This is a genomic window from Croceimicrobium sp., assembly GCF_965228705.1.
Lineage (GTDB): Bacteria > Bacteroidota > Bacteroidia > Flavobacteriales > Schleiferiaceae > Croceimicrobium.
The window spans coordinates 336,885-359,803 of the sequence record NZ_OZ245832.1; the positions used below are offsets into that span (position 1 = coordinate 336,885).

23 protein-coding genes are annotated in these 22,919 nt (G+C 43.3%); 11 read left to right on the forward strand and 12 right to left on the reverse strand.

All coding sequences use genetic code 11. From position 1 onward, the window contains the following. The first annotated feature begins 46 nt into the window (after window positions 1-46). Window positions 47-562 carry an ORF6N domain-containing protein gene (locus ACO05P_RS01375; protein ID WP_421752999.1) on the forward strand — a complete coding sequence of 172 codons (516 nt, stop codon included), beginning with the start codon at window positions 47-49 and terminating at the stop codon, window positions 560-562. On the opposite strand, the gene ACO05P_RS01380 is transcribed toward ACO05P_RS01375, so the two are convergent. Next, a complete protein-coding gene (locus tag ACO05P_RS01380) occupies window positions 559-1,269 on the reverse strand; it encodes a TIGR00730 family Rossman fold protein (protein WP_421753000.1) in 711 nt (236 codons plus the stop codon). The two genes, ACO05P_RS01375 and ACO05P_RS01380, sit on opposite strands and share 4 nt — an antisense overlap. Next, entirely contained in the window at window positions 1,262-4,105 is a 2,844-nt protein-coding gene (gene uvrA, locus ACO05P_RS01385) for an excinuclease ABC subunit UvrA (protein WP_421754865.1), read from the reverse strand. The genes ACO05P_RS01380 and uvrA overlap by 8 nt, the downstream gene beginning before the upstream one ends. A 214-nt stretch (window positions 4,106-4,319) precedes the next feature. On the opposite strand from uvrA, the gene ACO05P_RS01390 reads away from it, so the two are divergent. The 4 genes from ACO05P_RS01390 to ACO05P_RS01405 are packed head-to-tail and all read left to right on the forward strand — an operon-like array spanning window position 4,320 to window position 9,515. Then, window positions 4,320-7,250 carry a glycoside hydrolase family 3 N-terminal domain-containing protein gene (locus tag ACO05P_RS01390; protein ID WP_421753001.1) on the forward strand — a complete coding sequence of 977 codons (2,931 nt, stop codon included), beginning with the start codon at window positions 4,320-4,322 and terminating at the stop codon, window positions 7,248-7,250. Beyond that, window positions 7,195-7,875 (forward strand): toxin-antitoxin system YwqK family antitoxin, encoded by a 681-nt coding sequence (locus ACO05P_RS01395; RefSeq protein ID WP_421753002.1) that lies wholly within the window; start codon window positions 7,195-7,197, stop codon window positions 7,873-7,875. The genes ACO05P_RS01390 and ACO05P_RS01395 overlap by 56 nt, the downstream gene beginning before the upstream one ends. Window position 7,876: 1 nt before the next feature. Beyond that, window positions 7,877-9,004: an N-acetyl-alpha-D-glucosaminyl L-malate synthase BshA gene (bshA, locus tag ACO05P_RS01400; protein ID WP_421753003.1), complete on the forward strand. Its 1,128-nt coding sequence runs from the start codon at window positions 7,877-7,879 to the stop codon at window positions 9,002-9,004. Further along, window positions 8,997-9,515, forward strand: coding sequence for a hypothetical protein (locus ACO05P_RS01405; RefSeq protein ID WP_421753004.1), 519 nt, complete (start codon window positions 8,997-8,999; stop codon window positions 9,513-9,515). Before bshA ends, ACO05P_RS01405 begins: the two co-directional genes overlap by 8 nt. Before the next feature lie 5 nt (window positions 9,516-9,520). Here ACO05P_RS01405 and ACO05P_RS01410 read toward each other — a convergent pair whose 3' ends face one another. Genes ACO05P_RS01410 through ACO05P_RS01435 form a run of 6 tightly spaced genes read right to left on the reverse strand, consistent with a single transcriptional unit; the run spans window position 9,521 to window position 12,628 of the window. Next, window positions 9,521-9,877 carry a translation initiation factor gene (locus ACO05P_RS01410; RefSeq protein ID WP_421753005.1) on the reverse strand — a complete coding sequence of 119 codons (357 nt, stop codon included), beginning with the start codon at window positions 9,875-9,877 and terminating at the stop codon, window positions 9,521-9,523. 39 nt (window positions 9,878-9,916) lie between these two features. Continuing rightward, window positions 9,917-10,258, reverse strand: coding sequence for a TfoX/Sxy family protein (locus ACO05P_RS01415; RefSeq protein ID WP_421753006.1), 342 nt, complete (start codon window positions 10,256-10,258; stop codon window positions 9,917-9,919). Window positions 10,259-10,263: 5 nt separating this feature from the next. Further along, complete coding sequence (locus ACO05P_RS01420) at window positions 10,264-10,413, reverse strand: PspC domain-containing protein (RefSeq protein ID WP_421753007.1); 150 nt, start codon at window positions 10,411-10,413, stop codon at window positions 10,264-10,266. Window positions 10,414-10,457: 44 nt separating this feature from the next. Further along, window positions 10,458-10,994: a hypothetical protein gene (locus ACO05P_RS01425; protein ID WP_421753008.1), complete on the reverse strand. Its 537-nt coding sequence runs from the start codon at window positions 10,992-10,994 to the stop codon at window positions 10,458-10,460. 36 nt (window positions 10,995-11,030) lie between these two features. Next, window positions 11,031-11,654 (reverse strand): hypothetical protein, encoded by a 624-nt coding sequence (locus ACO05P_RS01430; protein ID WP_421753009.1) that lies wholly within the window; start codon window positions 11,652-11,654, stop codon window positions 11,031-11,033. A 17-nt stretch (window positions 11,655-11,671) separates the two neighbouring features. Beyond that, on the reverse strand, window positions 11,672-12,628 hold the full coding sequence (locus tag ACO05P_RS01435; protein ID WP_421753010.1) for an isopenicillin N synthase family dioxygenase: 957 nt from the start codon (window positions 12,626-12,628) through the stop codon (window positions 11,672-11,674). A gap of 254 nt (window positions 12,629-12,882) precedes the next feature. Between ACO05P_RS01435 and ACO05P_RS01440 the strand changes: the two genes are divergently transcribed. After that, window positions 12,883-14,856, forward strand: a complete 1,974-nt coding sequence (locus ACO05P_RS01440; protein WP_421753011.1) for an alpha-ketoacid dehydrogenase subunit alpha/beta — start codon at window positions 12,883-12,885, stop codon at window positions 14,854-14,856. Between the two features lie 87 nt (window positions 14,857-14,943). Here the strand turns inward: ACO05P_RS01440 and xerD are convergent, their stop codons facing one another. After that, on the reverse strand, window positions 14,944-15,846 hold the full coding sequence (gene xerD, locus ACO05P_RS01445) for a site-specific tyrosine recombinase XerD (RefSeq protein WP_421753012.1): 903 nt from the start codon (window positions 15,844-15,846) through the stop codon (window positions 14,944-14,946). Window positions 15,847-15,879: 33 nt separating this feature from the next. Between xerD and aroQ the strand changes: the two genes are divergently transcribed. After that, a complete protein-coding gene (gene aroQ, locus ACO05P_RS01450) occupies window positions 15,880-16,296 on the forward strand; it encodes a type II 3-dehydroquinate dehydratase (RefSeq protein WP_421753013.1) in 417 nt (138 codons plus the stop codon). On the opposite strand, the gene ACO05P_RS01455 is transcribed toward aroQ, so the two are convergent. Then, window positions 16,293-16,943, reverse strand: coding sequence for a T9SS type A sorting domain-containing protein (locus ACO05P_RS01455; protein ID WP_421753014.1), 651 nt, complete (start codon window positions 16,941-16,943; stop codon window positions 16,293-16,295). The genes aroQ and ACO05P_RS01455 overlap by 4 nt on opposite strands. A 115-nt stretch (window positions 16,944-17,058) precedes the next feature. On the opposite strand from ACO05P_RS01455, the gene ACO05P_RS01460 reads away from it, so the two are divergent. The 4 genes from ACO05P_RS01460 (at window position 17,059) to ACO05P_RS01475 (ending at window position 19,410) form a co-directional block, all read left to right on the forward strand. Next, on the forward strand, window positions 17,059-17,373 hold the full coding sequence (locus ACO05P_RS01460; protein WP_421753015.1) for a YbjQ family protein: 315 nt from the start codon (window positions 17,059-17,061) through the stop codon (window positions 17,371-17,373). A 151-nt stretch (window positions 17,374-17,524) separates the two neighbouring features. Next, window positions 17,525-18,598 carry a sensor histidine kinase gene (locus ACO05P_RS01465; protein WP_421753016.1) on the forward strand — a complete coding sequence of 358 codons (1,074 nt, stop codon included), beginning with the start codon at window positions 17,525-17,527 and terminating at the stop codon, window positions 18,596-18,598. Further along, the gene (locus ACO05P_RS01470; RefSeq protein ID WP_421753017.1) at window positions 18,595-18,972 is read left to right on the forward strand and encodes a response regulator; all 378 of its coding nucleotides are present in this window, start codon (window positions 18,595-18,597) and stop codon (window positions 18,970-18,972) included. The genes ACO05P_RS01465 and ACO05P_RS01470 overlap by 4 nt, the downstream gene beginning before the upstream one ends. Window positions 18,973-18,999: 27 nt before the next feature. Beyond that, entirely contained in the window at window positions 19,000-19,410 is a 411-nt protein-coding gene (locus ACO05P_RS01475; RefSeq protein WP_421753018.1) for a hypothetical protein, read from the forward strand. Between the two features lie 67 nt (window positions 19,411-19,477). Here ACO05P_RS01475 and ACO05P_RS01480 read toward each other — a convergent pair whose 3' ends face one another. Next, window positions 19,478-21,742 carry a choice-of-anchor I family protein gene (locus tag ACO05P_RS01480; protein WP_421753019.1) on the reverse strand — a complete coding sequence of 755 codons (2,265 nt, stop codon included), beginning with the start codon at window positions 21,740-21,742 and terminating at the stop codon, window positions 19,478-19,480. A 172-nt stretch (window positions 21,743-21,914) separates the two neighbouring features. Further along, window positions 21,915-22,856: a sulfotransferase family protein gene (locus ACO05P_RS01485; RefSeq protein ID WP_421753020.1), complete on the reverse strand. Its 942-nt coding sequence runs from the start codon at window positions 22,854-22,856 to the stop codon at window positions 21,915-21,917. Between the last annotated feature and the right edge of the window lie 63 nt (window positions 22,857-22,919).

Consider the following 22,919-nt stretch of genomic DNA (forward strand, 5'->3'; position numbering starts at 1 on the left):
TGAGTGTTCTCAGGCTTCTACATTGCTTTGAAATGAAAATTGGGCAATGCATATTCCTGAAGAGCTAATTCTGGCTAAAATTTTTGAGATTCGTGGGCAGAAGGTCATGATCGATCGTGATCTGGCCCAGCTTTATGGTGTTCCTACCAAAGTTTTAAAACAAGCGGTTCGAAGAAAGCTATTTCGATTTCCAGAAGATTTCATGTTTGAAATGTCCGATACGGAGTTTCAATTTTGGAGGTCACAATTTGTGACCTCCAGCAAAGCAAGTAGGGGCCTGCGATACGCGCCATTTTGCTTTACGGAGCAAGGGGTCACTATGCTTTCTTGTGTTCTGAATTCAGATCAGGCCGTAAAGGTGAATATTCAAATTATCCGAATCTTTGTGAAGATGCGGAATATGATCCAGCAGCATCAAGAAATTTTAAAAGACTTGGAGGAAATTCGAAATTCAGTAAGCAGTCATGATGAGCAGATTGAACTGATCTTCCAGTATATACAAAAGCTAGAGGCCCAGAAAACTGAGCCTCGCAATAAGATTGGATATAAGCAGGAGCCCTAGAAGTTGGGTTTCAGCATATATTTCAGGTAGAAGTCTTCAATTACTTCTACTGCTTCATCAGCGGAATCCACTATTTTAAAGAGCTCCAAGTCCTTGGCGCTAATGTTGTTTTCAGCTTCCAATAGGGTGGTTTTAATCCATTCAATTAAACCGCCCCAAAATTTGGTGCCAACTAATACAATCGGGAAGCGCCCAATTTTATAAGTCTGAATTAGGGTAAGAGCTTCGAAAAGTTCATCCAGGGTTCCAAAGCCACCCGGCATTACTACAAAGCCCTGAGAATATTTCACGAAGATCACCTTACGAACAAAGAAGTAATCAAAGTCCAGGCTTTTATCTGGATCGATATAAGGATTAGGCTGCTGCTCCATGGGCAGGTCGATATTCAAGCCTACCGAGTTTCCTTTTCCGTCTTTTGCCCCTTTATTGCCAGCTTCCATAATACCAGGGCCTCCACCGGTAATAATTCCAAATCCGCTTTGGGTAAGCTTAAAAGCCACTTCTTCGGCAAGCTTATAATAGGGACTATCGGGTTTAGTACGAGCCGATCCGAAAATGGATACGCAAGGTCCCATACGGGCCATGGATTCGTAGCCATTTACGAATTCACTCATAATTTTAAAGATGCCCCAAGAATCGTTGGTGCGTATTTCGTTCCAGCTCTTCGGCTCAAAAGCCCTTTGAAGCTGATCGTCAGATTTAGCCATTGCTATTACGTTTTAGTTCAATCTCGAGGAAGCGTGCGGTATGGCCTATTTTTTTCTTCACCAACTCTTCGGGGCTGCCCGAAAAAACGACGGTGCCTCCTTTTGCGCCTCCTTCGGGGCCGATATCCACTAGGTGGTCGGCCAGTTTAATCACATCAAGGTTATGTTCAATAATGAGAACGGTGTTCCCACGGTCTACCAATTTATTTAAAACTTCCATTAAAACCCGCACATCTTCAAAATGTAAGCCCGTAGTTGGCTCATCTAAAATGTATAGAGTTTTACCTGTATCGCGCTTACTTAGTTCCGTGGCTAACTTAACTCGTTGAGCTTCACCTCCTGAAAGGGTTGTAGACTGTTGTCCTAAAGTTATATAGCCCAAACCCACGTCCTGTAAAGTTTTAAGCTTCTGGTAAATTTTGGGAATGCTTTCAAAGAACTGCACTGCACGATTGATACTCATATCCAAAACATCGGCAATACTTTTCCCTTTGTAGCGTACTTCCAATGTTTCACGATTAAATCGCTTACCCTGACAGGTTTCACAATCAACATAAACATCGGGAAGGAAGTTCATTTCAATCACTCGAATTCCGGCGCCTTCACAGGTTTCGCAGCGTCCTCCTTTTACATTAAAGCTAAATCTGCCGGGTTTATAACCGCGAACTTTGGCTTCGGGTAAATTGGCAAAAAGGTCGCGGATATTGGAGAGAACGCCTGTATAAGTTGCCGGATTGGAACGGGGAGTACGACCAATTGGACTTTGATCGATATCAATAACCTTATCAATATGCTCCAGGCCTTTCAAGCTCTTGTAGGCTAAGGGTTCTTTTACCGATTGATAGAAGTGTTTGGATATCGCAGGATACAGAGTTTCGTTGATTAAGGTCGATTTCCCAGACCCGGAAACACCAGTTACTACTACCAATTGACCCAGGGGTAGCTTCAGGTTCACCTTTTTTAAGTTGTTTCCGGTGGCGCCTTTCAGTTCTATGAAATTGCCATTCCCTTCGCGCCGCTTTTCAGGAACGCTTATTTCGAGTTTGCCATTAAGGTATTGGGCGGTAACACTATTACTGTTCATAATAGCGGAAAGGTCTCCTTGAGCAACAATTTCCCCACCATGTCGACCGGCGCCAGGACCAATGTCCAAAATGAAATCAGCTTCTTCAATCATATCACGATCGTGTTCTACCACAATCACAGAGTTACCTAAATCACGCAGTTCTTTAAGTGACTGAATAAGCTTTTCATTATCTCTTTGATGCAGACCAATACTGGGCTCATCCAAAATGTAAAGCACATTTACCAACTGGGAGCCAATTTGCGTCGCCAAACGAATACGCTGAGCCTCTCCACCGGAAAGTGATTTGGCCGGTCGATTTAAGCTGAGGTAATTTAGGCCTACATTTAAAAGGAAACTACTACGGGTGCTGAGCTCCTTAATAATTTCCGTGCCAATCCGCCTTTGTTGTTCACTCATGGAGGCTTCAGCGGTGCCTAACCATTGCTGCAGGCTTTCAATATCCATGCGGGCGAGGTCGGCAATGCTCTTACCATCAATTTTAAAATGGCGCGACTCTTTGCGCAGACGATCGCCATTGCACTCATGGCAAGTCACTTCATTCATGAAGCCTTCGGCCCAGCGCTTAATATTGCGGCTTTTAGTTTCCTCAGATTGCTGAGAGATGAAGTTTACCACCCCTTCAAATTTAAGGCTGTACTTGCGCGTGATGCCTAAGGTTTTATTGGGCACTTCGAAAACTTCATCGGCTCCATAAAGAACCGTGTCTAAGCCTTCCTTGGGGATGTCCTTGATGGGGGTACTCAGTTTAAAACCATAACGATCGCCAATAATTTCAATCTGATTGAAGATCCAATTTGCTTTAAACTCCCCTAAAGGCGCAAGGCCCCCTTGTTTAATACTTTTATTGGGGTTGGGAATTACCTTATCCAGATCAATTTCACTTACAATGCCTAAGCCATTGCATTTCGGGCAGGCTCCTTTAGGACTGTTAAATGAGAAGGTATTGGGCTCTGGTTCGGGATAGGCAATACCAGTGGTAGGGCACATTAAGTTGCGGCTAAAGAAATGCACTTTAGGCTCTTCAAAAACCTGAACCATTAAAACTCCACTTCCTTGCGAAAGGGCCGTTTGAATGGACTCCATCAAGCGCTTTTCATCCTTGGCATCTACGCGTAAGCGATCAATAACCAATTCAATATCATGGGTTTTATATCGATCTAAGCGCATCCCATGCGTAATGTCCTTTATTTCACCATCCACGCGAACCTTCAAAAATCCTTGCTTGGCCACCGAGGCGAATAGCTCGCGGTAATGACCTTTACGACTGCGGATTAAAGGGGCAAGGAGGTAAACCCGCTGATCTGCAAATCGCTCAATAATGAGGTTCTTAATCTGCTCCTGGGTATAGCTCACCATTTCTTCGCCGGTTTCATAAGAATAGGCGGTGGAAGCGCGAGCGTAAAGAAGGCGTAAGAAATCATAAATCTCGGTTACCGTTCCCACGGTAGAGCGCGGATTCTTACTGGTTGTTTTTTGTTCAATGGAAATAACCGGACTCAACCCATTGATTTTATCTACATCGGGCCGATCCATATTGCCCAAAAATTGACGGGCGTAGGCAGAGAAAGTTTCGATATAACGACGCTGTCCCTCGGCATAAATAGTGTCGAAGGCCAATGATGATTTTCCACTGCCACTTAGGCCGGTAATCACAACCAATTCGTCGCGGGGAATCTCAACATCAAGGTCTTTCAGGTTGTGTACCCGTGCACCGAGTACTTCAATTGTATCTGATTCCAAAGGGAAGATTTCAAATTCGAGCAAAAATACAAGTCTTTTTAAGCTCTACCTCGGAGAATAGGAAATGAGTTTATAGCTATTTAAAAAATCTAATATCTACTGTCTAACATCAAAGGACTATGCTCAACACTCTGGACTAACTGCTCCCTGTGGAATACTTCAGAGTTCTTATCGTTTTAAGCATAGTATTTGCAAGTACTTTAGCTTATTAAATACCTCTTCAATGCCCAGATATTTTCTTACGAGCTTTTTCCTCTGCCTTAGCTTTTTCCTTAAAAGCCAGCATTCGGTAATATACCAGGCTGATAGTGCATGGGTTAAGCAGAAAATGGCGTCCATGTCTTTGGATGAAAAACTGGGACAACTATTTATGGTTGCCGCTTATTCTAATAAAGGGACGGAGCATGAACGCGAAATCCAGCAATTGGTGAAAGAGGAGCATATTGGGGGATTAATCTTCTTTCAGGGAAGCCCTAAGGAACAAGCGCGTTTAACGAATTTATATCAGTTAAACAGCAGCACACCTTTAATGATTGCCATGGATGCCGAGTGGGGCTTAGCCATGCGTTTACCTGAGACTTATAAATTCCCCTGGCCGATCACTCTTGGGGCTTTGCAGGACACGGCTTTGGCCTATGAGTACGGAAAAGCAATAGGCGAACATTGTAAGGCTTTAGGAGTACATATCAATTTTGCTCCGGTAGTTGATATCAATACCAATCCAAAGAACCCCATTATAGGGGCCCGTTCTTTTGGTGAGGATCCTGAGCATGTTACTCGAATCGCCGCTGCGGTAATGCGAGGTATGCAATCTGTACATGTGTTGGCGGTAGCTAAGCATTTCCCTGGTCATGGGGATACCGATTCGGATTCGCATAAGACCCTTCCTTCGGTGAGCCATCCCATGGATAGATTGGAAAAGGTGGAGCTATACCCTTATAAAAGTATCAGTAAGAGTGGCTTGGGAGGTGTGATGGTGGCCCATCTAAATGTTCCGGCTATCGACCCAAGTGGTAAGCCTAGCTCCTTAAGTCCAGCGACTTTAAAATTATTGCGGGAGCAAATCGGTTTTGATGGATTAACCTTTACCGATGCCTTGAATATGCAAGGCGTGGCACGCGATTATAAGCCTGGCATGGTTGATTTGGAAGCCATTAAAGCCGGAAATGATGTTTTGGTTTTTAGTCAGGATGTGAAATTGGCCAAAGCCAAGATTAAGGAGGCCTTAAAGGCGGGCTTAATCGATACTGCCCATATCAATGCCAGCGTAAAAAGAATATTAGCCGCTAAGTATTGGATGGGACTGAGTACCAAAACTCATATTGAAGGCAGTACTCTGGCCAATAAGCTTTTGCGCGAGAAAGATCAGATTCTGAATCACAATATTTTTGCCGAAGCACAAACCCTTTTAATCAATAAGAATAAGACTCTTCCTGTAAAGAAGTTGGCGGATCTTAAGATTGCCTGCGTTACGGCAGGGAATGAGGTAAGCCCCTATTTTGCAGAGATGTTGAAGAAGTACACTCAGGTAGAGTACTTTGATTATACCTCTAAGAATGAGGAGGAAATTATTGCCGCTCTGGCCGACTATGATTATGTAGTACTGGGATTATATACCTCCAATGCCAATCCTTGGAAATCCTATAAAATTGGTTCTGAAATTCGTCGCTTTACACGCCGGATTGCGTTGCAAAACAAATTGATCATAACCTTATTTGCGAATCCCTATTCCTTATTGGATTTTCCGGAAGCGCGTGATGCCGAAGCTTTATTGATGGCTTATCAAAATGATCCCGATGCCGAAAGTGTAGCCGCGCAAATCATTTTCGGAGCTTTGGGAGCCAAAGGTCGATTGCCCGTTTCTGCCGGGGAGCCCTTCGAAGTAGGCTTTGGATTAAATACGCAAGCCATCGGTCGTTTAGGTTATCATTATCCAGGGGCGGTGGGCCTCGATGTGAATACCTTAAATCGCATTGATGGCATTGTAAAAGAAGCGATGAATCAAGGGGCAACCCCTGGAGCGCAGGTGCTTATCGCCCGCAAGGGACAGGTAATTTACCATAAGAACTTTGGTTATATCGATTCAAAAAAAAAGACTCCGGTACGCTCGGAGCATCTTTATGATTTAGCGAGTATTACCAAAATCGCGGTAAGCGTACCCCTTTTAATGTCATTAGTAGAAGAGGGGAAAATAAATCTCGACAAAACCTTAGGTTACTACCTTCCAGAAGCAAAGGGAACCAATAAAGAAGATTTGGTGTTACGGGAAATTCTGGCCCACCAAAGCGGTTTAAAACCTTGGATTCCCTTCTATTTGGAAACCTTGGATCATGGAAAATACAAGGAAGGCTATTATGGCAAGGAACGCAACTTCGACTATCCCAATGTAGTGAGTGAAGGACTTTATAGCCAGCGTTATATACGCGATACGATCTTAAAACGAATTCTTGACTCTGACTTACTTCCCACTAAGGAATACCGCTATTCGGATTTAGGTTATTACCTCTTTATGCAGATCATCGAAAGGATGGAAGGGCAGCCCCTGGATGAATTGATCCACGAAAAGCTCTACGAACCTTTGGGGGCTAATACCATGGTCTATCATCCCTTGCAGATTTATCCCATCGATTTAATTGTACCTACCGAAGACGACAAGACCTTTCGAAGATCATTGATTCGTGGCTATGTGCATGATCAAGGTGCGGCTTTATTAGGAGGCGTGGCAGGGCATGCCGGACTTTTCAGTACTGCGAATGATTTGGCCAAATTGATGCAGATGTACATGCAAAAAGGGGAATATGCCGGGGTCAGATATTTCGATTCGGTAACCGTAAATGAATTTATCCGTTGTCAATATTGCCAAACCAAGAACCGTCGGGGCATAGGTTTCGATAAACCACAATTAGAAGGCCCCGGACCTACCTGCGGTTGCGTTTCAGATCGTAGCTTTGGCCACAGCGGATTTACCGGTACCTTAGCCTGGGCCGATCCTGATGAGCAAATAGTCTATATTTTTCTGTCGAATCGGGTGAATCCGGATGCCGAAAACCGAAAACTTTTAAGTTTATCAACTCGCACCAAAATTCAAGAAGTAATCTATGAAGCGATTCAAAACGACGACCCTACTGCTGATCTCCTTGGCTTGGCTCCCTGAGGGTCTTCAAGCACAAGAAAATCAAAAGCCAAATCCTACTGATACCACGATTGTAAACTTCCATCCCAATGGGATTCCATCTGAATTGATCTCTTATGATCAAGATGGTTTGGAAGATGGCGTGCATTTTAATTACCGCCAAACCGGAAGCATTGCTAAAATGGAAAACTTTAGCCATGGTAAGCTTCATGGTCCCTTCATGCGGGTGAATAATCGCGGTAAGATTAGTGAGGAGGGCAAATACGAGAATGGCCTCGAACAAGGTTTATTCACCAAGTATTATTCGGATGGCAGGAAGCAGGAACAGGCGACCTATCGCGACGGAAAGAAGCATGGTAAGGCCATTTGGTATTATACCAATGAAAACATGAGCACCATGCTTAATTATGAGGATGATATCCTTCAAGGGGAAGCCAAAAGCTTTTACAAGAGTGGTGAGGTAAAGTCGGTTTACACTTACGAAGACAATAAGAAGGAAGGCCTTTACCGCGAGTATTACCAGGATGGTAAACTCAAGGTAGAAGGAAACTACAAAGACGATAAAGAAGACGGCAAATGGACCTATTATGCTGAAGATGGTTCTGTGCTGAAAACCGAAAAATACCGAAAGGGAGAATTGCGCTAAAGTGAATATCGGGATTGTGGGATACCCCACCTACGGGGGAAGTGGAGTAGTAGCTACCGAACTTAGCATGTATCTGGCCAAGCAAGGCCACAAGATTCATTTTATATCTTATTCGCAGCCCGTGCGATTGGATGTTTTGGAGCCCAATATTTACTATCACGAAGTAAATGTGCAGGATTATCCCCTCTTCGAATATCAGCCTTATGAGCTGGCGCTGAGCAGTAAAATGGTGAATGTGACCCTCAAGTATAAGTTGGAGGTTATTCATGTGCATTATGCTATTCCTCATGCTTATGCGGCCTATATGGCCAAGCAAATTTTAAGGGAGAAGGGGGTAGACCTCCCCATTGTAACCACTTTGCACGGTACGGATATTACATTGGTAGGCCGTAACCCAAGCTATAAACAGGCGGTAAATTTCAGTATCAATCATTCGGATGTTGTGACTTCTGTAAGTGAAAGCTTGAAACAGGATACCCTTTCCTTTTTCAATATCACTAAGGAAATTCAGGTGATTCCAAATTTTCTGGATCTAAGCCTATACAAACCGGATGATAGCTGTAAGCACAATTTTGCTGAGGAAGGAGAGAAGATTGTTACCCATGTATCTAATTTTAGAAAGGTAAAGCGTATTTCGGATGTAATTGATGTGTTTTTCCGTTTGCAGAATGAAATGCCAGCCGTATTGTTAATGCTGGGAGATGGGCCCGAAAAGGAAAGGGCTCGAAAGCAAGCTCAGGACCTGGGCATTGCTGAAAAAGTAAAGTTTTTGGGTAAAACTTCTGAAGTGGAGCGTATTCTCTGCATATCAGATTTGTTTATTCTACCCTCGGAAAAAGAAAGTTTTGGCTTGGCTGCTTTGGAGGCAATGGGTGCCGGTGTACCCGTAATCTCATCCAATACCGGTGGCTTGGGTGAAGTGAACTTACACATGAAAACCGGTATCACCGCTGATGTTGGGGATATTGATGCAATGGCAAAAGGTGCCATTCATATCTTAAGCGATCCACAGAGGCATATGGCCTTTGCCCAGGCAGCTCGGGCCCAGGCAGAGCGTTTTGCCATTGATGAAATTATGCCTGATTATTTGCGGGTTTACCATGAAGCCATAGCCAACAGCAATGCCTGAAGTGCTAATTCAAAGACGTGACCGAGCGGGTTATTTGGAATCCTATCCATTGTATGTTAATCGAAAACTTAAGGCTAGAATAGGCTTCGGTGAAACCTATCATTTGGAATTAGAACCGGGTCGTTATCAATTACATTGTGGCGGTCTCTTTGCCTTGGAGGATGAAATATGGTTGGATCTAAGCGAGCATCGCAAGGCATTGTTCCTTTCGGCGGAAAGGCCTAAATCCTTGAAAGCCCCCTGGCCTAAATACTATCGTTTAAAGTGGACGGAAACCACGCCCATGCAGATTAAGAAGGAAGAAGATCAGGCAATTCTAAAATCGGAACAGGGCAATGCTTTAATACGGGCTTTTGGTTTTTTAAGCCTTTTGGCTTTAGGAGCTGCCTGGATGTTTTGGCAGTCTATGGAATATAAGGAGCCCTTATTGTCCTTTGGCGGATTGGCTTTATTAGTGGCCATTCCCTGGGCTTATCGAGGCGCATTGCTCAGCCAACTGAAAGAGAAATAGCGGCTTTAACCACCCACTCTTTTGGTTTTATAGCCTTGTTTTTGGAGGTATTCCAAGATTTTCGGACGCATATCCCCCTGAATAATGATTTCCCCGTCTTTTACGGATCCACCGGTAGCGCAATGTCCTTTTACCGCTTTGGCCAGATCTTTCAAGGCTTCATCAGAGCCTTCAAAACCTTTGATGATTACAGCCGTTTTTCCACCCCGACCTTTCTTCTCAAGATGAACTTCTAAAAGCTGATCTCCGGCTTGGATTTCTTCAATTTCATCTTCCTCATCGAAACCTTGAAAACCACTATTGCCGGTAGAGAATACCATGGAGCCCAGATCTTCGAGGGAATTGGATTGCTTTTTAGCCATAAAAAGGATTTGAGGGCAAAGGTATAGATTGGATGCAATCTATTTCTTCTTAGTTGATTTCGCTTGCGGATTAAAATTGAGGCATAATTGCAACCAGTGTTCCAATTCATCTTCTTGGTCAATACCTTCAGGGTCTACAAAGACATAGCCTTTCATTGGTCTACCGGTGAAGTCCATAGGGCGAGCGGCTTTCAATTCCATGGCTTCTTCATATTGATCCGGACCCACCCGCGCCATTAAATGATCTTTTACTACGCCGGCCAGCATTTTATCATCTACCATAAAGCAGAGGCCACCCATCATTTTCTTTTCAATAAAGGGGATACTTTTCTGATTGAGATGGTTGCGGATGCGCTCGCCTAAAAATTCATCAATAGCCATTGAGCTTAATTTGAAAATTGTTTCACTAACCAAAGGATCAGGTAAAGTCCTAGTCCTGTGCCATAAAAAATGAAGGCAATAACAAAGGCAATGCGGATGATGCTAACATCCCATCCTAATTTAAAGCTCAGCCATTCGGCTACTCCTAATATCATAGCTTTTGAATTATTTGGTCTTTAAATTTAGAAAAGGCCAAGGATTATTGAGGTGATAAATAAACTTTTAAACTTTGAAAACCTTCCACAAAACCTCCTTCAGGGCCAAATTCCCAATTCGAATGGCTAGTGCAAAGAGGGTATAGGTTTTCGGTCCCTAAAACTACAATGCGAGTTTTAAATTGTCCGCCATTTTGGGATCCATCAACATCCTCGATCAAAATTTGACTTCCCGGTAAATCCGCTCCCCAGACCAGAACATAATTACTTTCCGCAAACCAAAAGCGAATAGACCAGGGATTCATAGGATGACTATTATCAATAATACCGCTGTGGCTGGTGCTGTCCGGGTTCATCCACATCCATAGGGTATCATACTCCCATCCTCCATGGCGGTAAACTTGATGCATGATTCGTTCCCCCAGACTATCCAAAAAGCTGATTTTTAAATCCGGGATTCTCTCTCCGCTCAAACTATCCTCAACTTCGACCACCAGAATATAAGCCCCATCAAAAGGACAATGTTGTGAAAAGAGTGATGTGCTAAAGAGTAGCAAACCGAAGAGTAAATGTTTTGACATCTCGATAGGGATTTTTCGAAATGTACTAATCTCCCTTTAAGGGGATAGGCGTTCCAGAAAATAAGTCTGGACAAAACCACTATCCGTTTGCCCGCCGTAATTCCTTATTTGAATCAGGTCTACTATCAAGTATTTACCATTTTGAAAGCTCAGAATAGTAGGATGGCTTAGCTCATATTCTGTAGAGGCGCCTGGAAAGATGGAAGGGATTTGAATTGGGTTTTTGAAAACCATGGATTCTACATAAATCCGACTGGCCCAAATGGAAGGACTATTGCCTAAAGTCAGGATACTATCAGCCTCTGGATTTTGTAAAGGGAGATCGATTTGCAGTGGTCCATGGAAAAAGTGACTGCGCTTTTCACTTTTCGGATGTACTTGAATAGTGTAGAGCTTAACTGTATCTGCTCCTCTTTCAATAGAACGAATATTTAAGTTTCGATTGAAATGAAATTTGGGATCGATAAAGTTTCCACTAGCCGAAAAGAGAATGCGATACGAAGCACTATCATGGGAATGTTCCCAAGTGCTATCGGCATTTAGACCTATAAAGCTACTGAGGTGTTTAAAAAGATCTTGATAGGCAAGACTATCGTTTTGAGCTTGGACAATACCACTGAATATCAGGAATACCAGCAGGCAGGCTTGCTTCAGGCTCATCAAGACAGGCATTTGACTTAGCTTTTTAAGCCAATCTCTCTTAAGCGCTCATCCAAATATCCTCCTGCTGTAATATCCTCGTATTGCTTAGGATGTTCGGCATCAATACACTCTGGCAAACAATCCAAAGGCATTTCGCTGCGAGGATGTAAAAAGAAGGGAATACTGAAACGGCTTTCCGCCCATTTTTCGCGAGGAGGATTCACCACACGGTGGGTAGTACTGCGCAGTTTATTATTGCTGTGCCTTTGCAGCATATCGCCCACATTCACCACAATTTGACCTGGCAAGGCCGTAACAGGAATCCATTCACCAGCCTTATTTAAAACTTGCAATCCATCCGCAGAAGCTCCCATTAAAAGGGTGATGAGGTTAATATCTTCATGCTCGGCGGCCCGCACGGCATCTTGAGGTTCCTCGGTTATAGGAGGGTAGTGGATCGGTCTTAAAATGCTATTGCCATTATGAATATGCGCATCAAAATAAGTTTCTTCCAAGCCAAGATATAATGCTAGGGCACGAAGCATATCTCTACCGGTTGCTTCCAAGGTTTGATATGCCTCTTTACCGATGCGATTAAAATCGGGTAATTCTGCTACCTCAATATTTTCTGGATATTCTTTTGCGATCGCATCACCATCTTCTACATATTGACCAAAATGCCAAAACTCTTTTAGGTCGCCTGTATTTCTTCCTTTGGCATGCTCCTTTCCAAATCCGGTATATCCACGCTGACCAGCAATACCTTCAATCTCGTATTGAGCTTTGATATCGGTTGGGAGCTTGAAAAAGGCCTTTACCTCGCGATATAAAGCGGCACTGAGTTCGTCGCTGAGACGGTGATTCTTGAGGGCCACAAAACCAATGTCCTCATAAGCCTTGCCTAAGGCCTGTACAAAGGCATTTTTTCTTTGTGGATCGCCACTTAAAAAATCATTTAAATCAACTGAAGGAATACCGATCGACTGACTCATCTTTAGGATTTTGCGCAAAGATAGGGACTGAGCGGGATTAGCGTGGAAAAAGCTTGCGGAATGACTCTAAATAGAATTCATTTTAACCCATCTTAAAATAGAGCTAAAGGCTTGATTAGCCGAAATTTGAATTAACTAAGGATAATGTCTGCTTTGAGATTGGATATTTCCAGCTTAAGGAAAGCTCAAAACTTGGCTAAATCCCTTGCTCATTCCCAATAAAATCTAATTTTGGAAGCCCTTATTAGCTCTCTATGAAATTCAATCGAAAAGGATTGACCGATCAGGAATTGATCGACTTTTATACTGCCATACTTCGTCCCCGTTTAATTGAGGAGAAAATGTTGATCGCCCTGCGTCAGGGGCGGATTTCCAAATGGTTTTCCGGTTATGGTCAAGAGGCAATTTCGGTAGGCGCCGCCTTAGCAATGGACTCCGATGAGTTTATGCTTCCCATGCATCGAAACCTAGGAATTTTCACTACTCGAAAGATTCCTTTATACCGTTTGTTCTCCCAATTTCAGGGTAAGGCCAATGGCTTTACCAAGGGTAGAGACCGTTCTTTCCACTTCGGCTCTAAGGACCATAAGCTGGTAGGGATGATCTCCCATCTTGGTCCGCAAATGGGTATTGCCGATGGTATTGCTCTGGCGCATAAGCTTAAAAAAGAGGATAAGGTTTGCTTGGTGATTACCGGTGATGGTGGGGCCAGTGAAGGCGATTTCCATGAAGCCTTAAACGTGGCTGCCGTTTGGAAACTGCCTGTAATCTTCCTGGTAGAGAATAATCAGTGGGGATTGAGTACGCCCAGCCATGAGCAATTTGCCTTCAAAAGCTTTGTCTATAAAGCGATGGGCTATGGCGTGAAAGGTAAAAGTATCGATGGCAATAACCTTCTGGAAGTTTATCATTCGATTAAAGAGATTAGTGAAGAGATAAAGAAGGACTCCGTTCCTTTTATCCTGGAGTGTAAAACCTTCCGCATGCGTGGCCATGAGGAAGCGAGTGGTACCAAATATTATCCGGAGGGGATTCAAGATGAATGGGCAGAACATGATCCGGTTGACAATTTCCGGGCCTTCATGATTAATGAGGACATTATTAGTCCCGATGAGAATGAAAATTTAACTCAGGGTATTAAGCAGGAAATCAATGCTGCTTTTGAGGAGGCTTTCGCCGAAGAGCCGATTGTTTTTAATCCTGAAACGGAATTAGCCGATCGTTTTGCCCCCTTCGATTTTGTAGAGCGTCCGGCGGGCGATCAAAAAGAAGATCGTCGTTTGGTAGATGCCATTCACGATGCTTTAGATCAAAGTATGGAGGCCCATCCCAATCTGGTGATTATGGGTCAGGATATTGCTAAATATGGTGGTGTATTTAAAGTAACTGAAGGCCTAGCCGACAAATACGGTTACGATCGGGTACGTAATACCCCTTTATGCGAATCTGCCATTGTGGGTACGGGTTTAGGCCTAAGTATCTCAGGGATGAAGGCTGTAGTCGAAATGCAATTTGCCGACTTCGTTACTGAAGGTTTTAATCAGATTGTAAATAACCTGGCTAAGATTCACTACCGCTGGGGTCAGAATGCGGATGTAGTAGTACGCATGCCTACCGGAGCCGGAGTAGCTGCCGGTCCATTCCACAGCCAGAGTAATGAGGCCTGGTTTACCCATGTGCCCGGATTAAAAGTGGTATATCCTGCTTTTCCATCCGATGCCAAAGGTTTGCTGATCAGCGCTATTGAAGATCCGAACCCGGTGCTCTTTTTTGAGCATAAAGCTCTGTATCGTTCCATTTCGGAGCCAGTGGCCGATAATTACTATAATTTACCCATAGGCAAAGCAGCAGTGGTACGCGAAGGAAATGCTGCCACTATAGTTACCTATGGTGCCGCAGTACACTGGGCCTTAGATTTGGCTGAAGAACAGGGCTTGGACATTGAGGTAATCGACCTCCGAAGCTTAATGCCACTGGATGAAGAAGCGATTCTCAGTTCGGTTCGCAAAACCCATCGCGCTTTAGTACTGACCGAGGATACTGCTTTTGGAAGTATCGCTAATGATATTGCCGCCCTTATTACTGAAAAGGCATTCGAGGCTTTAGATGCACCAGTACGTCGTTGTGCAAGTATGGATATGCCGGTTCCATTTGCTGCGCAATTGGAACAGGGCTTTTTGGCGAAAAGTCGGTTGGCGGATACTTTGAAGGAGCTTTTGGAGTATTAGGATTGAATTGTAAATTCAATCCAGTTGCAAATTCAATCCAGTATCGTCCTGAACGCGACTAGCTCGAATTTGCAATTCGAGCGATATTTATGCATCCTTAGATCTCGGATGAAACTTCAGAATAGTTTCCCGCAACTGCTGTTGGCTGAGATGGGTATAAATCTCGGTGGTGGTAATGCTTTCATGCCCCAGCATTTCTTGCACGGCGCGTAGATCGGCGCCATGTTTTACCAGGTGCGTAGCGAAGCTATGGCGAAAGGTATGGGGTGAAATGGTTTTGCGTATGCCCGCAGCGGACGCGGCATCTTTCACCAAATTAAAGATCATGGCTCGACTTAAGGCACTGCCTCGGCGATTGAGAAAGAGAATGTCTTCCGAACCTTTTTTGATGGGGATGTGTACTCGCACTTCTTGTCGGTAGAGCTCAATCATTTTTTGAGCCAAGCTGTTGATGGGAACCAGTCTTTCCTTATTGCCTTTACCTACAACTCGAATCAGGTCTTCCTTAAAAAAGAGATCTGAAATGCGCAGCCCCACTAATTCGGATACCCGCAAGCCACAGGCATAGAGGGTTTCGAAAATTGCCACATTGCGCATGCCTTCGGGCTTGGAGCGGTCAATACTATCGATCATGGCCGCTACTTCTTCTTCCTCTAAATACTCCGGAAGCTTTTGATCCAATTTAGGTCCTTCCAGTAGTTCAGCTGGATTTTGATCGATATAGTCTTCTAAGATTAAATACTTGTAGAAAGCACGAAGGGAGGAGATTAAGCGAGCCTGACTGCGGGTGCTCAAACCATGATTTTGCAAATCCCGCAGGCATTTCTCTAAACGGAAAAGGTTTAGTTGCAAGGGCCCCAGCTCTTCATTCTCGAAATAATTGGCAATTTTATTTAAGTCGCGGAGATAGGCTTTCACCGAATTATCGGCCAGACCCTTCTCCAGTTGCAGATAGTTTTTGAATTCACGAATGGCGCCTTTCCACTGCATTTTTAAGTATTTTGGCTCGGCTAAAGGTAGCTAATGAAAGTGGGTATTCTCAACGGTCCGAATCTCAACTTATTGGGAAAGCGCGAACCGGAAATTTACGGACATCAAGGCTTCGAATCGTATTTGGAGAAGCTGCAAGTTGATTTTCCAGGGCATGAAATCATCTATCGTCAATCCAATGTGGAAGGCGAATTGGTAAACGCCATACATGACTTGGCGGAGGAATGTCAGGGCATTATTTTTAATCCCGCCGCCTTTACTCATACTTCGATCGCTCTGGCGGATGCGGCCAAATCAATTGACTGTCCAATTATCGAAGTGCATCTTTCCAATGTTTATCAGCGTGAGAGCTTCCGACATAAAAGCTATTTATCGCCAGCAGTTAGGGGAGTAATCACCGGCCTTGGGCTTAAAGGCTATGAGCTGGCTTTGAGAGCTTTGCTAGGCTAAAGTTTGATGAATTTCACCGTTTCACTTAGATCAAATTTGTCGCTGCTGGCTTTGCAGATATAAAAGCCAAAAGGCAAATCACTTAAGTCCATTTTTTGTTCTTGTCCTTCTTCAAAATGAATGGTTTTGAGCAAGTTTCCACTAACATTATAGATATCCACCCGATTGTAGCATTCACCTTCAGCAAGGGCGGCTGTTTCATGTACGGGATTGGGGTAAAGACTTAAGGGTTTAAACTCGGGAAAATCTTCAGAGTCAAAAATATACTCAGGATAATACTTTGGGGTTCGAGTTACAAATTTCACATCTTCGGGCTCTTCTAAGCGAGGATACCAATTGTTAAAGCCTTCATCAAGACGAACATTTAAAATTCGTTTACGCTGATGGCTATAGAAATTATAGCAGTTCAAATTATAGATTCCAGGAGGAATTCCATATAGTGAATAGCTGGAGATGCTATCCTGAAATTCTTTAATACAGTAGAAGACTTTACCGTTTTCCTGATTTTGAATGGTGAGGTAATAATTCCTGACAGTATCTCCTGTTTTGGAGTCGATTACAATTCCGGTTAAAATAGCCTCTCCGTGTTGGGCAAACACTGGAGGGAGGCAAAATAGAAGTGCCAAAAGAAGCGAAGCAGATTTCATAGCAGATTGAGGTTTAAGGGTTCACTATTTTGGATGCTCAATTTTTTATTTGGTTGCCTAATTCAAGTGAAATTGCATTTTGTACATTAGAGCACTAGCCTAAACAAAAATTAAAATGATACTTAGCACCACCGACTTTATACCTAATCGAGAAGTAACTGAGATATTGGGAATAGCGCGTGGAAGCACGGTTAGAGCCCGAAACATTGGTCGGGATATTTTCGCGGGTCTTAAAAATATTGTAGGTGGTGAAATTGAAGAGTACAGCAAATTGCAAGCCCACGCCAGAGAACAGGCTTTGCAAAGACTGGAGCAAGATGCTGTGCGCTTAGGTGCTGATGCCGTCATTAATATTCGATTGACAACGGCTATGGTTATGCAGGGAGCGGCCGAAATTTTGGCTTATGGTACCGCAGTTAAGTTAAACTGATGGAGTTCAATTGGTCGATCTATATCAATGGTGGAATTTGGTTAATTATCCTGATTCTTATCATTTATCTAGCTTTTCGTCGCCTTCGGATAAAGGAGAACGAAGACTTCGAAAAGAGAGATAATTAAGAAGGAAATAATATTTAGGGGAATTGAAGTTTGAATATCGCATTAGCTTAATCTATCTGATTATTGGGGCGCTTTGGATCCTGTTTTCGGATCTGGCCGTTAATAATTTAGCGGATTCCCCTGCCATGCAAAGTGAGCTGCAAACCTATAAAGGTTGGTTTTACGTGGTAGCCACCGGAGCTTTATTATTCGTTTTTCTACGTCGACATTTAGGACATCTCAGAACTGTAGAGCAGAGTTTAGAGTCTCATCAAAGGAGCCTGGAGCATACGGTTCAAGAAAAAACGCAAGATTTAGATCAAGCCTTACAAGAGCTGCATGAGAAGCATGAAAAGTTGCAGGAAAAGAATGATATCATCCACAATCAAAATCTTCAATTGCAAAAGGCTCTCGAAGATTTAAAATCCGCTCAAAGCAAATTGATGCAAGCCGAGAAAATGGCTTCAATTGGCTTGCTCACCAGAGGCCTGGCCCATGAGGTAAACAATCCTCTCAATTATATTTCGGGAGGTTTAATAGGGCTGGAAGACCAAAAACTGGCGGAGCATAATGAAGAAACCCAAATTTATATTCGTGGTATTCGCGAAGGACTCCAGCGGGTACATCGCATAATCCGCTCCTTAAACCAGATGAGTAATCAAGGTGGGGAGAAAATAGAAAGTTGCGATATAGGGCGTATTCTCGACAATGTATTGGTTTTACTCCTACCCGAATATTCGCAGGATATTCAAATTCAAAACGCCGTTAAAGCCAAGGAGATAAAGGTAATTGGTAATCGGGCCGAGCTTTATCAAGTATTCTTTAATATCATTCAAAACGCCTTTCAAGCCATGCCAGATTGCGGTGTATTAAAAATAAATGCCGAGAATCTGGAAAACGGTATTCTGGTACAAATACAGGATAGTGGCATTGGCATAGCCGACGAAAACCTATTAAAGGTGACCGATCCATTTTTCACCACTCGGTCTCCAGGAGAAGGAGTGGGGTTGGGACTGTCTATCGCTTACAATATTATTGATCAGCATCATGGTAAATTAAGTATCCAGTCCCAAGAGGGGCAGGGTACCACCGTCACTGTTGAAATTCCTAATTCATGAGTTTACCCCAAATTCTCTATGTTGATGATGAGGAGATGAATTTGCTCCTTTTCAGTCTAAACTTTAAAAAGCACTTTGAGGTGCTCACCGCTAAAGATCCGCAAGAGGCTTACCAAAAGGTAGCTGAAGGCTTAAAGCCGGATGTGGTAGTAAGTGATATGAAGATGCCTGGACAAAATGGAGTTGAGTTTTTGCAGAGTATTCGCGCTCATCTTCAAAAAGCTCCCTTTTACATCTTAACTGGCTTTGAGATCAATGATGAAATTCAACAAGCATTAAATTCGGGATTGATTCGAAATTACCTGCGAAAACCTTTTAATCGCGACTCTCTTTTAGAGGAGTTTCGAAGGGTTGTAGGTGAAAAAGACAATTAAACTATGGATGCGGCTTTACTAAAAAAGATGGCATATAAAGGCGAAAGCCCTTTGCTATTGGCCAATGTGCCCGATACTTTACTCGATTCATTTAAGGATTGGATTAAGGAATCTGTAGCTCAGGATCATGATTCAGCTTTAAACTATGCCTTCGTTTTTGTGCAAATGCAAGAGGATCTTAATCATTGGATCGATAAGCTTTGTCCATTAATGGAGGGGGATGCACCACTCTGGTTTGCCTATCCTAAGAAAAGTAGTAAGCGCTTTACGAGTGAAATTAATCGCGATTCGGGTTGGAACCAGATTGGGCAGTACAATATGGAGCCGGTACGTCAGATTGCCATTGATGAAGATTGGAGTGCTTTGCGTTTCCGGAAATTAGAGTACATCAAGAAATTGACACGGCGGGACAGTATGCGACTTAGTTCCAAGAAATAAGAAATCCCGACCCAAGCTTTCACCTGAATCGGGATTCTAAATTTGTTGTTAGGTCGATTAAAAAGCCTTATTTCTTTAAAATCTGAAGTTTACCTTGAGCAGATACCAATTGGTAAATTCCGCTAGGTAAAGCGCTTAAGTCGGCTTTGTTTCCTTCAATGTTCATCACCATTTGACCATTCAGGTTGTAAAGTTTACCCCCTTCGATCTCCTGGCTAAACTGTACCAAGCCATTGCTTGGGTTAGGATACGCTTGCAAGCTTAAAGCACGCTCTTCTTCATTTAATCCGATGGTACCACCAATGCTGTATAAGGAAAGGGTTCCGGATACTTCATTGGCAATAGCTAATAAATTTTCACCATTTGGACTTTGAGCAGCGGGGATAAACTTGATGTCTTCAGGACCTAAATCACCGGCATTAATATCATCGGCAGATACGCTAAAGTCGCGGTGTAAGAAGTAGCTAATGAAACTAGGGTTGCTAGGGTCAGTGATATCATAAACCATGATTCCCCCCATACGCTCTAAACCTACAAAGGCAATGGTAAATCCGTTGATTACCGCAATTTCAATCGCTTCGGGCTCTGAAGCCTTATCATCAGAACGAGATTTTAAGGAGCTGTTATCATCATTATTAGAGTTGAACTCATTGGGGTAGAGGCTGAATAATGTCTGAGCGAATTGATCTTCACTATCCCAGATCAGGTTCATGTTCTCATCCCAAATGGAGAAACCACGACCTCCATAAGAGTATAATTCGTCGTAATCTCCATCACCATCCGTATCACCCAAAGAAGTGGTAATGTTTAATCGACCTAAGCTGTCTTCCATTTGCAGGTTAGCGGCATTTGGGAAGGCAGTAGCATCTAATGTAAGGTCCTTAACACGCTCTTCTTCGCTGTAGAAATCATAGTCGCGAGAGTCACCTTCGTTGGCTGTAGCGATGTAGGTAGTACCATTTACTTCAAATGCTTTGATGGCATCTGGTTGATACATCCCAAATACAGGCCAGTTGCGAATGTCGATGCTGCTGGCACGGTTAGAAGCATCCATTTTATTGTTACCATTAGAGTAATCTTTAAAACCCAAAGGCTTTAAGGAAGTGATGCTTTTGCTGGCCAAGTCGATAACTGCCATTGCATTGTTTTCTTGACAAACAACAAAAGCCTTGCTGTTATCTGGAGCAACAGCAATGTACTCGGGCTCCAGGTTTTGAGATAAGCGTGGCATGGTACCTTCGAACATCAAATCGTCAATTTGCCAAACAGAAGAGTTTCCAGCACCAGGGGCACCTTCGTATACGAAAGCGATGCTCACATTAGGCGTCAAGTAATTTTCTAAGCTGAAACGACCTGAATTGGTATCTGCATATCCGCCAGTGGAGAAGGCGAAATTGCCAGTAATGGTATCCCAATTGGCATTTGCAGGATCGGTGTGAGTTAAAGGATCAAAGTCGGTAGAAATTAATACTTCCAAAGAACCACCACTGAAGTTACGAGTGTTCTCAAAGCTGAAGTAAACCGAGTCCTGACCGGTGAAATTCATGGCAGGAGTAATCATCCAGGTGGTAGTAGGGCCGCTGGCAGAATAGGCATTCATTTCAGCGTAGTGATCACCGCTGTAATCATCATAGTACCAACCGATATTACCAGCCGTAGTAACGATGATCAGGTTATCTAAAGAATCAGCAGTGTTTTCGAGGTCTTCCATATAATCGGCTACCGGACCGAAATTGCGGATGGCAGGATCATAATTGGCATCGAATTGAGTGAAATCAAGGGTAGTAACATTGCCCTGACTTACATTCTGTACGCCACCGGAAATGTCGATAATGGAAACGCTACCCATGGGATCAGCGCTGTAATCATCATCGGGCTCACCTTCATTGGCGCTAAGTACATACATTCCGTCTTTAGTGAAGGTTACCATATCAGGTAATACTCCTACTTCGAGACTGGTAATGAAAGATAGTGTGGAGTCGAAAAACACAATATGACCATTCTGATCAAAGTCATTGGCTTCTACTGCAACCGCTAGGTAACCGGATTTGTAGGCCACAGAATTAGCGCCATCTCCGTAAACGGTAATGTCGATAGAATCAGTTTTGGTGATGTTGTTCGGGTTGGAGATGTCAAAAACATCAATATGATCGCTGTAGCCATTTACTGCGTATAAAACCTGGGCTGTAGGGTTATAAGCTACAATCTCCATGGCACCCTCATCAAAGGCACCGCTTTTATAACTGGCTAAATGAGAAAGGTCGATCAGGTTTTGAGCCTGAATCATAAAACTGCTCAGTAAGCAGAGTGTAATAGTAATTGTTCGTTTCATAGATCTTTTGTTTAGGAAAGCACAAAAGTCCTATGGCAATGCACCCTTAGTGTTCGGTTAAGGTTAAGGCTGCTTAAAGTATAGATTGGGAATTTTAATCGAAGGTTAAGAGGGGGGAGCAGGATTATAGTAAAATCCTCGCTTTTAGGGAAGAAGAGAATTAACCCGCTTTTCAGGCGTGTAAATTAAAATGAAAGCGAGCGGCATTTTCTTCTACTGTTTCCTCGATTTGCTCAATGATTTCAGGGTTCAGTTCCTCCTTCCATTTGCCAACGGAACTAGCATCCACAGCTTTGTAGAGCCTTTGGTGATGGACGTGGGTTCCGGCTCCGAGGGGATCATCTTCAGGGTTTGGTGGTAGGGTATTAATTACATCCTGGGGGTCGATATCCAGAAAATCCTGAATTTTTTCAGTCACTTCTTCAGGCTTAGAAACTAAATCGCGGTACTTCACTAAGAGTACATTGCAATTTTTCTTCTTCAGATAGTCGTAAGCCTTGATGCTATTATTCCATTTCCAGGCCGCGTATTCAGGATCGCTGGCTTTGTGTTCCTTCATTTTGGAATAGGAGAGTACCACATCATAAGGATGTCGAAGTAAGAAAATGTACTTGCCATCCGGGAATTCATGATAGATGTATTTGTAGTATTCCGTGCTTAATGGAGAGTGATCACCATAGAGTTTGGCCGGACCACCAAATTTTTTAGCGTAGCGCTCAAATACTTGTTTGAAAATGCTTCCCGGACCTCGTTCTTCCTTGTCGAGGGCTCTAAGCTCGGATTCTATTTTTTTAAAATCCTTTTCCTCCAGCTTCCAACTCTGGTTGTTCTTTAAATAGCGCTTCAGTTGTTTCTGGTAGAAGGAGGTCCAGGATTTGAAACGGGAAAATTGCCAATCTGCAATGGTGAAAGGCAAGGCAAATTGTTCCGGAGGTAGGAAAACGTCGCTGTGATTATTGAGCAGTCGCGCTAAAAGCGTGCTTCCATTGCGCCCAGAACCCATGATAAAGAACACCGGCTCTTCCTCCTCCGTTTTTTGAGGTTTATTGCCGAGGCTTTTAATTTTTAAGAGTAATTCTATAAGCTTGAATCGTAATTGCTTCAAGAATCGCATGGGAGGGAGTCGTCTAAAAAATGGAAAACAAATTTACTGCGGTTTTTCACAAGTTCCTAGGGG